The sequence below is a fragment of the Vibrio sp. M260121 genome (genome assembly GCF_036533715.1).
Lineage (GTDB): Bacteria > Pseudomonadota > Gammaproteobacteria > Enterobacterales > Vibrionaceae > Vibrio.
In genome coordinates this window covers 83,880-97,035 of sequence record NZ_JATABF010000002.1, presented here as the reverse complement: position 1 = coordinate 97,035, position 13,156 = coordinate 83,880, and the positions used below count along the sequence as shown (strand labels likewise).

General features: G+C 45.0%; 9 protein-coding genes. 2 read left to right on the top strand and 7 right to left on the bottom strand.

The window, feature by feature from the left end:
• Positions 1–15 precede the first annotated feature (15 nt).
• Positions 16–540: a spermidine N1-acetyltransferase gene (gene speG / locus QTO06_RS02085; protein WP_009706233.1), complete on the top strand. Its 525-nt coding sequence runs from the start codon at positions 16–18 to the stop codon at positions 538–540.
• Positions 541–599: 59 nt separating this feature from the next.
• On the opposite strand, the gene QTO06_RS02080 is transcribed toward speG, so the two are convergent.
• The 7 genes from QTO06_RS02080 to QTO06_RS02050 all read right to left on the bottom strand — a co-directional run bounded on the left by QTO06_RS02080 (position 600) and on the right by QTO06_RS02050 (position 12,464).
• Entirely contained in the window at positions 600–1,397 is a 798-nt protein-coding gene (locus QTO06_RS02080; RefSeq protein WP_331406722.1) for a hypothetical protein, read from the bottom strand.
• Between the two features lie 162 nt (positions 1,398–1,559).
• A complete protein-coding gene (locus QTO06_RS02075; protein WP_331406721.1) occupies positions 1,560–2,678 on the bottom strand; it encodes an OmpP1/FadL family transporter in 1,119 nt (372 codons plus the stop codon).
• A gap of 106 nt (positions 2,679–2,784) precedes the next feature.
• Complete coding sequence (locus tag QTO06_RS02070) at positions 2,785–5,925, bottom strand: efflux RND transporter permease subunit (RefSeq protein WP_331406720.1); 3,141 nt, start codon at positions 5,923–5,925, stop codon at positions 2,785–2,787.
• A 5-nt stretch (positions 5,926–5,930) separates the two neighbouring features.
• Positions 5,931–7,064, bottom strand: coding sequence for an efflux RND transporter periplasmic adaptor subunit (locus QTO06_RS02065; protein WP_081634736.1), 1,134 nt, complete (start codon positions 7,062–7,064; stop codon positions 5,931–5,933).
• Between the two features lie 75 nt (positions 7,065–7,139).
• Positions 7,140–7,931: a hypothetical protein gene (locus tag QTO06_RS02060; RefSeq protein WP_331406719.1), complete on the bottom strand. Its 792-nt coding sequence runs from the start codon at positions 7,929–7,931 to the stop codon at positions 7,140–7,142.
• Between the two features lie 628 nt (positions 7,932–8,559).
• Entirely contained in the window at positions 8,560–10,716 is a 2,157-nt protein-coding gene (locus QTO06_RS02055) for a prolyl oligopeptidase family serine peptidase (RefSeq protein WP_331406718.1), read from the bottom strand.
• A gap of 176 nt (positions 10,717–10,892) precedes the next feature.
• On the bottom strand, positions 10,893–12,464 hold the full coding sequence (locus QTO06_RS02050; protein ID WP_331406717.1) for an ABC-F family ATP-binding cassette domain-containing protein: 1,572 nt from the start codon (positions 12,462–12,464) through the stop codon (positions 10,893–10,895).
• 378 nt (positions 12,465–12,842) lie between these two features.
• Here QTO06_RS02050 and QTO06_RS02045 point away from each other — a divergent pair, with 378 nt between their 5' ends.
• Positions 12,843–13,094 carry a DUF6482 family protein gene (locus QTO06_RS02045; protein WP_331406716.1) on the top strand — a complete coding sequence of 84 codons (252 nt, stop codon included), beginning with the start codon at positions 12,843–12,845 and terminating at the stop codon, positions 13,092–13,094.
• Positions 13,095–13,156: the final 62 nt, after the last annotated feature.

Genomic DNA, 13,156 nt, shown 5'->3' with positions numbered 1-13,156 from the left:
CTCTGGAGATAGACGATGAAAAATGGTCTCACTATTCGTGCTTTAGAACGTTCAGACCTGCGCTTTATTCACGACCTCAACAACAACCGCAACATCATGACTTACTGGTTTGAAGAGCCTTACGAGTCTCATGATGAATTAGAAGAGCTGTATCGCAAACACATTCACGACGATGCCGAGCGCCGCTTTGTCGTAGAAGATGAACACGGTGTCTTAATTGGCCTGGTCGAGTTGATTGAGATTAACTACATCCACCGCAGCGCCGAGTTCCAGATCATCATCGCCCCAGACCACCAAGGACGAGGCTATGCCGAAGAGGTGATCAATCGTGCTTTGGATTATTCATTCTCGATTCTTAACCTGCACAAAATCTACCTGTTGGTTGCCTTGGACAATGAAAAAGCGATCCACCTTTACCAGAAGTGCGGCTTTATTGAAGAAGGCCATCTTGTGCAAGAGTTCTTCATCAACGGTAGCTACCGCGATGTAAAACGCATGTATATCCTACAAGACCAATACCGCGCAGAGCTAGAGAGCTGATCCGTTCTGATATGGGTTGGCACTTTTTAATTAAAACGCAGCCGATGGGCTGCGCTTCTTTAATCAAACTGATACTGGTATGAGACGATGACGCGCTTGTCTGGATCATCGAGATAAGTGTTGTTGCCCATCATAAACGTCATCAAGTTAAACGAGTGGCGTTTCTGCACCAGATAACTCATGCCTACTCCACCAAAAACGCCTTTGTAGTTGTCGCCTTCACTGTTCTCTGAGCCATAAGAGCCACCCGCAAATCCCATCAAGGTCAATTGCTCTGTTAGGGGTTTCAATGTGAACGCTCCCAAATAACCGCTACTGCCTGAAGAGTTCATCATGTTGAATCCATTCTCTGGGCTAGGCGTGCCAGTAAAACCAGGGTCTGAACATGCACTGCCTTCTGCGCCATCACAAACTGGCACATCGCCATCGTTATAAGTATAACCAGCCATAGGGAAGATCTGAAAGCCTGCTGGCTCGATGCCAAAATAGCTCAATGGTACAAACGTTCCGACGCTGTAGTTGGTTTGATCAGCACCGTTAGTGTATTCGTTCTTACCAAAGTTGAAGTTCACGATACCCACCGGAAACAGCCAAGAGCCGCCCACGCGCCATTCACTCGCATCATCATTGATACGAACATTAATCTTGCGAGCTTCATCCAATGCTAAAGAGCCAGAGAAAGAGAAGTTCTGGTCATCAAAATCATAGTTGTTGGAGTAAGCCGCACCGAACTTGGTGATCACCTTTGTTGGGTCATCGGCTAATTTGTTTTTGTTCTCTTTGGGAACGCGTTCGCTAGCCAGAGCCGACGAGCTTAAAATTAACGCTGCACATGCCAGCCAAAACGTGTTGTTCATTTCAAATTTCCTCGACGAATTCGCTATCGTCTTTTTACTTTGTGCTTTTTGTTCAGTTGAATTGATACCGTCCCGCTACAAACAAAAACGGCGGTAAGCCTAGGACGTGCTTACCGCTGCTTTTCGCCGTATCGCTAATCTAGTGATTGCGTGAACGCCGGATTATTGGTTTTTCCAGCTGTAGCCAATGCTTAGGAAGTACAACGCTGGATCATCAAAGCTTGCAACAGGAATACCCGCCATTTTCACTTCAGACGATTCAATTAAGGTCGCTTCAAAGGCAACTGACACCGTGCTTGTTTCATCAATCTTGTAATCAATGCCCGTACCTAGACGGTAAGCGTTGCCAGTTGGGATAGTCAGATCACCGTTGGATTGGTCTGTGTACATGCTTGAATCAAAGGCGAAACCTGCATTCCACATCACTTTGCTATTAACCTTGTATTGTGTCCCCAAAGCAATTTGGTAGGTGTCTTGTGTTTCTACATCCATCAGCGTCTGGTAAGCGCTCCAATCTTGCCAGTTCAAGTTACCCATCACCGCCAGTTTGTCGTTAAGCTCATGGTAAGCACTGAATACCAACTGCTGAGGTGCAACGGCACTGGTCGAGAAGTCTTTATCATCGAATTCGAACTCAGTTTCATTCGAGTAAGACAGACCTAAGCGAGTACCTGAATTCAATTCATACAGCACACCAACGCGGCCATTGACTTGAGTGTCGGTATCTTCAATGCCACCAACGATTGCCGTACCTTCAACTTTGACATCCATATCTAAGATGCCGTAATGGATGCCCAATGCAGCACCTACAGACCATTGATCGTTAATACGGTATGAAGCAGAAGGTTGAACCGTCACGGCCTGAGTAATTGCATTAGGAATATCAATACGGCTGAACAGCTTGTCGTATTCCAGACCCAAGCCGTAGTTGCCGTACATACCGATACCAAGCGTCCACTTATCGTTCACTTGTTGGCTGTAAAACGCAGAACCAAGCGGCACGTAACCAATGATGTTACCTGCGTCACCGCCACCAAAGGTGTCCAGTGTTGTGTCGCCATACAAGCTGATCAAGTGACCTGAAAATGACTGACCCGCCACATTAGATAAACCCGCAGGGTTCGCCGCCATGACCGAGGCATCCTGCGCTCTTGCCGCCATACCCGCAGACGCTAAACCAATGTCTGTGGTGGAAGTCTCGTACAAGTACAGACCTCCTGCTTGCGCTGCTGCACACGAGATGAGGGACCCCACAGCAACGATTTTGGTAAGATTTTTCATACTAAAACCTATAAGTATATTTAAAAGAAAACCCATGCTGACAATTTGGTTTTATCTCAACAAAAACTCTTTTCATTGCAGCAGCATGGGGAGGAGCGATTAGAACTTACGCGCTAGGTTCCTCCGTTTTAGTTGGAACATTACGCTTAAATCGTTCGCGCAATGACTGCATCATCACGAAGAAAACTGGAGTCAATAATGTGCCGACAAAGGTTGAAAGGATCATGCCGCCGAAGACAGCGAAACCTAATGAATGGCGTGAAGCAGCGCCTGCACCAGACGCAATCACTAACGGGAAAACACCCCAAATGAACGCAAATGCCGTCATTTGAACCGCTCGGAAACGAATTCGAGCCGCTTCTTTTGCCGCATCAATAATCGATAGCCCTTTCTCTTCTCGAAGCACTTTGGCGAATTCCACAATGAGAATGGCGACTTTCGCCGACATCCCGATCAAGATAACAACACCTATCTGTACATAGAGATCGAAAGACTGACCAACCATGACTAGCGTTCCCATTGCACCCAGAATGGCTACGGGTACTGCCATCATTACCGCAGCAGGAATCGTCCAACTTTCATATTGAGCAACAAGGAATAGGTAGGTAAATAAGAGGGATAGAGCAAAAGCAATAGGTGCAAGGTTACCTGCCTTTTGCTCTTGATAAGTCATGCCTGACCATTCGTAAGAATAGCCGCTCGGCAAACTGGTTTGTGCTAGTTCCTCTATCGCGTTAACGACATCACCAGAACTGTAACCAGGAGCAGGAGCGCCATTCACTGTTGCCGAACCAAACATGTTGTAATTTGATAGAGTATCCGGGCCAAAGATCGGCTCTACTTTTACTAACGTTGCCAGAGACACCATCTTTCCGGAACTGGAGCGAACATATAGATGGCTAATGTCATCAACGTTGTCCCGGAACTGCTCCTCTGCTTGAACCTTTACTTGGTAAGAACGACCAAATAAATTGAAGTCCGAGATATACGCACCGCCCAACTCAGCTTGAAGCGTTGTAAATATCTCATTCAACGGTACTCCCATTGAGATTGCTTTATCACGATCAATGTTGATGTAACGCTGTGGGATGTTTGCGCGGAAAATGGAAAACGCTCGTGCAACCTGCGGCAGTTGGTTTATCTTTGCTACAAACTCTGCGGTAGTTCTTGCCAACTCCTTCGGAGAGCGACCCAAGTTATCTTGCAAAACAAGATTGAAGCCATCGACCGCTCCCATCCCTTTAATTGCAGGAGTCGCAAATACAAACGAGGCTGCATCTGGCGTAGAATTCAGCAACTGATTCACTTTTGCCATCAGAGCACGTTGATGCAACGCAGGATCTTGTCGCTCATCCCAATTATCCAGTTTAATAATTAGCATGCCGGAGTTTGGGATAGCGGCCATATTGATGACGGAAAAGCCTGCCACAGAGACAACATTCTCCACGCCATCCATCTGTTTAAGCTCATCGACATATTTTTTCATTAAAGGGGCGGTGCGTTGCAACGCTGCAGCATCAGGTAACCTCATCTCAACCATAAACACACCTTTGTCTTCATTTGGAACAAACGACGACGGGACATTCATAAATCCGTAGGCAAGCGCACCGATTAACGCTCCATAGACTCCAAGACTGAGAACAAGACGACGGCTCAAAAAACCAACTAAGCTTTGATATTTACGAGTGATGGCATCAAAACCGCGGTTGAAAGCACGTAAAGGTGCGATAGGCTGCTCATGCGTTGACTTGAGCATCAGAGCACATAATGCAGGGGTAAGTGATAACGCATTGACTGCTGAGATAAGAACCGAGACACAAATCGTCACTGCGAACTGGTTAAACATGCGCCCAGAAATACCTGGTAGTAGTGCAACAGGTACAAATACAGCAAGTAAAATAAGTGTGGTTGCCAGTACAGGTCCCGTCACCTCTTTCATCGCTTGAATAGTCGCAGGCACAGGAGCAAGGTGCTCCTCATGCATTACACGCTCAACGTTTTCTACCACGATAATGGCATCATCGACGACGATTCCAATTGCCAATATCAGTCCAAATAGGGATATCGTATTTATCGTCATCCCCATGAGAGCCATTACCGCAAAAGTAGCAATGATCGACACTGGAATTGCTAACGTGGGTATGACCGTTGCACGCCAATTTTGGAGAAACACGTACACAACTAGCGTAACTAAAAGAACCGCAATAACGAGGGTCTCATACACTTCATCGATGGACGTTTCTACATATTCGGTAGAGTCGTAAGCAATATCGTAAACAAGATCATCAGGAAACGTCTTTTCGTACTCTTTCATTGCCTGCTTGACTTCTTCCATGACTGCCAACGCATTCGCTGTAGGCAATTGGTACAGCGCAAGTACTGCTGCAGGGGCGTTATTCATACGGCCATCAGCCTCATACCCTTGAGCGCCAACTTCCACACGAGCGACATCTTTAAGGCGAATTAAAGTCCCCTTTTCACTTGCTCGAATCACAATATTTTCAAACTCAGCGGCAGTCGTTAGTCTCCCTTTTGTCTGCAAAACATATTGATACTGCTGATCTCCCGGAGCAGGCATTCCGCCAACCTTACCTGCTGCAACTTGTATGTTTTGTGTTTTGATTGCTGTGATGACGTCACTGGCAGAAAGCTTCAAGGTCGCTAGCTTGTTAGGATCTAACCAAACTCGCATGGAGTAATCTTTTTTACCCAGTAACGTAATATCACTCATACCTTCAATACGCTTCAAACGTTCAACTACGTTTAAATCCGCATAGTTGGAAAGGTAAATGCTATCGAATGATTGATTTGGTGAGCGAAGAGTAATAACGCCAAGCATGTCCGACGACTTTTTTTTCACCGTTACACCGATTTGGTTTACTTCTTGGGGTAAAGAGGAGGTCGCTTGGGCAACTAAGTTGTTCACTCGAACCTGTGCCATATCACCGTCAGCACCTACCCGAAAGTAAACCTTCAGCGTGTATGAACCATCGTTACCAATAACGGATGACATATAAATCATGTCTTCAACACCATTGACTTTGGCTTCGATAGGTTGAGCTACCGTCTTTTTAACCACATCCGCATTTGCACCCGGATACATGGTTGTTATTGAAATTACTGTCGGTGATATTTGGGGATACTCAGAAATCGGCAACACATTTAAAGCGATCATCCCCATCAAGGTCATCGCCAATGAAATGACCAAAGCGAACTTTGGTCGGTGAATGAAAAATTTACTTAACATCGTGGCTAACCCTGTCGCTCAATATCATTCACAGTGCTGCCTGGACGCACTTTTTGTAGACCGTTCACAATGACTTTTTCATTTTCAGACAGGCCTGATAGGACAGCATGGTTCACACCATAAACTTGACCCAACTCGATATTGCGACGTGAGACAACATGATCATCAGCAACCACCATAACGTAGCTACCAGCTTGATCTTGTTGAATCGCTGATGACGGAACTAGCAACCCATCAATCGTTTTGTTACGGAGTTTGATCGTCAAATTTCCGTATTCACCCGGCATGAGTGAGTAAGTTGGATTGTCAAACTGAGCCTCAGCCTGAATTGAGCCTGTTTCTAAATCGATCTTATTCCCAAGTGCATAGATCTTTCCTTTGTGCGGATATGTTTTGCCGTCGGATAAAGAAAGCGTTACATCAACATTGAGCTTTTCGTCGTGGCTTCGTGCCACATCAATTGCATTTCTTACACGTCGATAGAGTTTTTCATCCACATCAAAGCCAAAGCGAATCGGGTCAATTTGAGTAATCGAAACGAGTGGAACAAGTTGTATTTTTGAGATGCGGTCGCCAACGCGAAAGTTACTGAATCCCACACGACCAGAGAATGGAGCACGAACTGACGAGAATTCCAAATCAAGCTTAGCTGAAACCAGAGTCGCCTTTGCCTCTTCCACCTCTGCACTAGCTGTTGCTTTATCTGTAATCGCCTCATCAAACTGCTGCTCACTGATGCTCTTGTCTTTGATCAACTTTTGAGCTCGCTGTGCATTTCGGTTAGCTTGAAGCAAGTTAGCGCGCGCCTTTTCTAATGATGCTTCGGCATAGGAAAGTGCGGCTTCATAGGGTCTCGAATCGATTTCAAATAGAAGCTGACCTTTTTCAACCATATCTCCATCTTTGAAATGAATCGCGGTCAGCTCTCCTCCCACTCTCGGCATAATATCAACATCATTGACAGCTTCTGTTCTGCCGATAAAGGTATGGTAAGGGGTAATTGGTGTTTTAGTGAGAGTGAGCGTTTCGACTGATGGGACTGCCTTATCTAGTGTTTTCGCCTCATCAGTATTACACCCAGAGAGTAAGGTAGTCGTAATAAGTAGAGAGAGTAATACTGCTTTATTTTGGACTTTCATAATAGACCTACTTAGGAAAAAGTGAGCTTATGAAAATACGCCCACTCGTTTATTCCTGAGATATAAATATAATTATTAGAATTGGTAGTTATATTCGATGCGGTGATCACCATCGCCAAAGTCGACTTGCTCATTCCAGTTAGCGAAGTAACGAATATTTGAGCGTGGTGTTATTTGGTAAGAAATCGCAAATTCATGCGTTAAGATATTATCCTCACCTGCATAATACGTGTCTTTATAATCACTTGAGCCCGACAAGGTGTGCATATACATCGGGTTGTAGTTGATCCAAATTTTGTCGGTAATATCGATTTTCGAATACATACCGACCACAGTAAATGTACCTGGAATCTCGTAGCCGTTATCTTCACCGCTGAAGTCATTGGCAATCGTCACACCTGCACCAGCTAATGGGTAAAGCTGGACAACACCAAGCTTAGGTAAGGCCTTGATGAAGCTGTACGATGCATCTAACTTGTCAGCATCCACGTCGTAGTTCACATCAAGCTGACGTCCCAATCCCTTCGCCACTTCAACTTGGAAATTACGCAGGCGGAAGGAATCAATACTGTCATCCACTTTGCTGTACAACGGGTCATCTTCGTCTCGAATGTCAAACAGTTCGCCACCAATACCTTTGACTTCGATAACGTTCATTGCCATCGTGCCCGGTTGTGACGCTTTATAAGTTTGACCTATTTTGATGTTTGCTCCTTTGTCCGTAATACCAAAACCTGCTTGGGTATAAACGGCAAGAGGATCCGACATATCTTGTAATTGTTCATCTGAATTTGTCTCAGCAAAAACGGGGGACGCAAACTGGATTACTGCTGCCATTACAACAACAGATGGTTTCACCAAATTCATAGGATTTTGTCCATTCTCATGATAATTAATTGTTTTGCGTCATCGAGTCATCACAAACAGCAAACGTTCAGAAGCAAGCTTTGGAGGATAATATTTCTAAATGCTATTCTAATGATGGCTAAAGGATTGACGCTGTGCGTAAATTAAGAGAAATGGTATAGAAAGTTCAATCACCTATGGTTATATGAGTTATAACCTAAACTTTGGTAAAAGAAGAAATAATAAGAAAACAATGGAATTAGAAATAAACAAGCATTGATAAAACAAATAACAAGTTGTTTTTAACATCACTTCTTCATGTGAAATCTTTCTTTAATTCTATAAGTTAACAAAAAAGAATCACTATTGATAATAGCTAGTAAATACGCGAGATACAGAAGTTTTTATATCTATGTGATTTTTCCATTTCATATTTATACTTTACAGTTGTAGAGCATTTTATATTAAAATAATGTTATTCTCCCTTTTGTAAAAGTACCGCTTAATACTCTACAGATAAATAATGAGGAATGTGAGAACTGTCACTCTTACTTTATCCCTTGTATTCACATAAAAAACGCAGCCCGAAGACTGCGTTTTAATTCCAAGGTAAATGAGCTTAAGCTCTTCGGTTAATCCGCCCTCTCGCTTACAGCTTTTCAACGCCCATATTGAACAAAGTAAAGCTGTAAACATCGGCAGTTTTCTCGATAACCTTGCTAGTCGGTGTGCCTGCACCGTGACCTGCGTTGGTTTCGATTCGAATCAAAGTTGGGTTTGTACCTGCTTGCTTAGACTGTAGTTCAGCCGCAAATTTGTAAGAATGCGCTGGCACCACACGGTCATCGTGGTCACCCGTTGTTACCATAGTTGCAGGGTACTTAACGCCGGCTTTGACGTTGTGTACTGGCGAGTAACCTTTGAGGTAATTGAACATCTCTTTACTTTGTTCTGCTGTACCGTAGTCATAAGCCCAGCCCGCTCCTGCCGTAAAGGTGTGGTAGCGAAGCATATCCAATACCCCCACAGCTGGCAGTGCCACTTTGAACAGCTCTGGGCGCTGCGTCATCACTGCACCAACAAGCAAGCCGCCGTTCGAGCCACCGTTAATCGCGAGCTTGTCTGACGAGGTGTAGTCTTTATCGATAAGGAACTCAGCTCCGGCAATAAAGTCATCAAACGAGTTTTGCTTCTCTAATTTGGTGCCGGCGTTGTGCCACTCTTTACCGTACTCGCCACCACCACGGATGTTCGCGACAGCGAAGATACCGCCCATTTCCAACCATGCAGCTCGGCTTGGGCTGAAGTAAGGCGTCAGGCTGATATTGAAACCACCATAACCATACAAGATCGTTGGCGCACTGCCGTCCATCGGCGTGCCTTTCTTGTAGGTGATGATCATTGGAATCTTGGTCCCGTCTTTCGACTTGTAGAACACCTGACGGGATTCAAATTGTGCCGGGTCGAATGGTGCGTTTGATTTGTGGTAAACCTCGCTGTCACCCTCTTTAATGTCTAGGCGATAGGTCGTGCTTGGCGTCTTGTAGTTGGTGAAAGAGTAGTAAACTTCAGCGTCTTCTTTCTTACCCCAAAAGCCGTAAGCATTGCCAATATCTGGCAGCTTGATTTCACGAATGAACTTACCATCCATATTGTATTGTTTGACCATCGAAAGAGCGTCAATAATGTAGCTGGCAAACAGGTAAGCCCCCGCAGTTGATGGACTAAGCACGTTGTCAGTTTCAGGAATTAAATCTTTCCAATTCTTCGGCTCAGGATTGCTCGCATCTACCGTCACTACACGTTTGTTTGGTGCATCTAAGTTAGTGACCAAATACAGCTTGGAGCCTTTGCTATCAATCACCCAAGTATCAGAATTGGTGTCATCCAAAATGGTTTTCAGCGGACTGTCTGGCTTGGTCAAATCTTTGAAGAACAGCTTATTGCCAGACGTTGAAGTGCTTGCCGAAATAAACAGGTAACGTTGGTCGTCGGAAGTGTAACCACGAACGTATCGGTGCTTCTCCGCATCTGTACCACCGAAGATAAGCTTATCTTCACTCTGCTTAGTGCCTAGCTCGTGATAATAAAGCTTGTGTTGGTCGGTTTTTGCCGAAAGCTCGCTGCCTTCTGGCTTATCGTAACTTGAGTAGTAGAAGCCTTTGTTGCCTAACCAGTTTACGCCACTGAACTTAATATCTACTAACGTCTCACCGACAGGCTTTTTGGTTTCAGTATCAAGCACAATTACTTTGCGCCAATCGCTACCGCCTTCTGAAATACTGTAAGCGACTAAAGAACCATCTTTGGTGAAGCTCACATTCGCCAATGAGGTCGTGCCATCTTCGCTAAAGGTATTTGGGTCGAGGAAGACTTCAGGCTTGCCACCGTCGAGTTGGCGGTAAAGCACATCTTGGTTTTGCAAACCGTCGTTCTTGTAGAAATAGGTGTATTTACCTTCTTTGAATGGTCGCCCTAACTTCTCGTAATCCATCAACTGAGTTAAGCGTTCTTCAATCTGGTGACGATAAGGAATTTGCGCCAAGTAATCGAACGTGACTTGGTTCTGCGCTTTGACCCAGTCAGCGGTTTCTTTACTGCGGTCATCTTCTAACCAGCGGTATGGGTCACTGACTTTGGTACCAAAATACTCATCCACCACATCGACTTTCTTTGTCGTTGGGTACTTCACCGCCATTTTGTGTACGTGTTCAACCAACTCCTTTGTTGAGTCTTCGGCATAAGCACTCGGCAATATGCCCGTCATCGCAAACGCGGTCACCAGTGCTAAGGTTTTCTTTTTCATAGACTTCCTTTTCTGTTTTTGTTTTGTGTAATGCATCAAGCATCTTACCCATATCGAAGTAAGGATTCTAATTGCTTTGAGAAAATTGCTTGGTAAAGGTTTTAAAGTCACCAAAGCCAAACTAGCTGCTTGGCTTCGGTGATCCCCCGCAATGTGGAGTTATAGACAAGAGCTTGTTAGCTCAGTTCAATACTTCGAGACACACCCGATTCCGCGGCAAAATCTTGGTCGTGACTGATAAGAATAAAGCCGCCTCGATACGCGCTTAGTGCCTGAGCAAGCATGATTTTCGAATCCAAATCGAGGTGATTATCTGGCTCATCCAAGAGCAACAAAGGCTGCGTTGGTTGATGACTGACAATCAGCATCGTGAGCTTCATTTTCTCGCCGCCACTCAATACGTTGCCCAAACGAAAGACACTGTCTCGACGAAAGCCAATGCCTGCTAGTAATGTTCTGGCATCACTTTCTTTCATCCCCTCACAATGTTGCATTAGGTTTTCCAACATGGAGAGTTCAGGCTGTATCGCACCGAAGTGCTGGTCGAGATAATAAAGCGACGTATTGATTTGTAGCCCACCACTTTGCAGTGAGAACTCACCCAAAAGGGTTTTCAGTAAGGTCGATTTTCCGCACCCGTTTTTGCCCAACAAATGCAATTTATCATCCGCATGAACTTGCGCGGTGATGGGCTGAGCCGACCCAAATGGCAACATGCCTTCTAAAAGCGACACAACTTTTCGTGAGCGGTTTTGACTGTCTGCCAAATACAGTTTTTGCCCTTTGATTTGCTCTTTACGCACTCGCAAGCTTTGCTCTTTCTCTTGCAGATGCGCTTGGCGAAGTTGCTCGTTTTTATTGCGACTGGCTGCTCGGGCTGTGGCTTTGTCCTTCATACCATCCAGTAAGATTTTCGGCTGGCTGCCATCCTTTCTCAACTTGTTCCCTTGAGCCGCTCTTTGTTCTGCTTTCTCCCGATTGCGCTGAGCTTGTTCTTCTAATTGCTTTTTTTGTTTATCGACACTGGCTAACTGGCGTTCCACCGCTTGTAGTTCGGTGTGCTTTTGCTCTGCATACACGTCGTAATTACCGCCATACACTTGCAAGCCTAGTCCGGAGAGTTCCCAGATTTCCTCCATCTCGCGAAGTAACTCTCTGTCATGACTGATGAGCAGAATCGCTCCTGAGAAATTGCGCATCGAATGAATCAACCACTGCTTGGCATGTGTATCAAGATGGTTCGACGGTTCATCAAGGATCAGCAATTCCACTTCACTTTCGAACAACTGCCACAGTTGCAAACGTGCTAACTGTCCGCCACTCAATTGCGAGCAAGGGAAGTCTGGCTGTGGTGGCAAACCCATGGTTTCTAACTGCTTAGCAAGTTGGATAGGCAAATCCCATTGTTCACCCACCACCTCAAACAAATGCTCTGAGCAATCGCCCATTTCGATCTGCTTGAGCGCGCTTAGCACTTTGTCCTTTGATAAAAATTGGGCAATCGAAAGCTCTCCCGCCAACAAATGAGATGGTTGCTGGCGATACACCGCAAAGGACTTTGGTAAGGTGACTGTACCGCTGGTTGGGGTTTGCTCACCGCTGAGTATCGATGCAAACACCGATTTCCCGACACCGTTACGTCCGACTAACCCAACACGACGTTTGATCATTGAACATGAGATTTGCTGAAACAGCGTTTCGCCATTACCAAATTGATGACTGATATTGTAAGCCTGTAAGACTGGCATAATTTGCTTCCTGTATGACAGGGACAACAGCCGTAGCTTGAGATAAATCTAGAGATGAGATCGATGCAAATACACACGCCCATAGAAGCGCTTCAAACAGAAAAATGGTAACTGCAAAGAAATATCGGAAAGTGAGCTACGCCTACTAACCCTGTAAATCCAAAAAATAAAATGAGAGTTGGATGACAGGTTTAGTTGTTCATGTTGGCGTAATCTCCTAAAGAAGTGATGGGCAAAGTCTAAAGGTTTTCTTGTATAAAAAGCAAGCGACTTCTGTCACAAGCGAGGTCTAAGAAAAACGAACTCAAACACAGGAAGTGAACTAAATTCTATCGCTCGCCGTAATAGCCAGAGAGTGACACACCAAGGGAAACGGCTATGAATCTTTTGATTGAATCAGTCGAGGGTGATATCTACCTCGCTTACAACATAGAAAACCAGACAAGATCGCTGATATTAAATGAAAACAAAAGCCCGCTAACGTTCGCGAGCCTTTGCGAAGCAAGAGACCACTTTCGAGGAGAAGGATACTCCTCTGCAAAGCTGGTTCACCTCAACGCATCCGACGAGATGTGTGGAGAGAGAATACGCTGTGACATGCCATTAGAGATTGAATTGAGCTGGTATTAGTACCGGCTCTTTTTTTATTTTTATCAATGCCTTCCACTTGCTCTGCTGATGATAATTTGCCA

Excerpts from the sequence above, each read along its gene's own strand:
- speG (WP_009706233.1), top strand. The coding sequence starts at position 16 with ATGAAAAATGGTCTCACTATTCGTGCTTTAGAACGTTCAGACCTGCGC.
- QTO06_RS02080 (WP_331406722.1), bottom strand. The coding sequence starts at position 1,397 with ATGAACAACACGTTTTGGCTGGCATGTGCAGCGTTAATTTTAAGCTCG.
- QTO06_RS02075 (WP_331406721.1), bottom strand. The coding sequence starts at position 2,678 with ATGAAAAATCTTACCAAAATCGTTGCTGTGGGGTCCCTCATCTCGTGT.
- QTO06_RS02070 (WP_331406720.1), bottom strand. The coding sequence starts at position 5,925 with ATGTTAAGTAAATTTTTCATTCACCGACCAAAGTTCGCTTTGGTCATT.
- QTO06_RS02065 (WP_081634736.1), bottom strand. The coding sequence starts at position 7,064 with ATGAAAGTCCAAAATAAAGCAGTATTACTCTCTCTACTTATTACGACT.
- QTO06_RS02060 (WP_331406719.1), bottom strand. The coding sequence starts at position 7,931 with ATGAATTTGGTGAAACCATCTGTTGTTGTAATGGCAGCAGTAATCCAG.
- QTO06_RS02055 (WP_331406718.1), bottom strand. The coding sequence starts at position 10,716 with ATGAAAAAGAAAACCTTAGCACTGGTGACCGCGTTTGCGATGACGGGC.
- QTO06_RS02050 (WP_331406717.1), bottom strand. The coding sequence starts at position 12,464 with ATGCCAGTCTTACAGGCTTACAATATCAGTCATCAATTTGGTAATGGC.
- QTO06_RS02045 (WP_331406716.1), top strand. The coding sequence starts at position 12,843 with ATGAATCTTTTGATTGAATCAGTCGAGGGTGATATCTACCTCGCTTAC.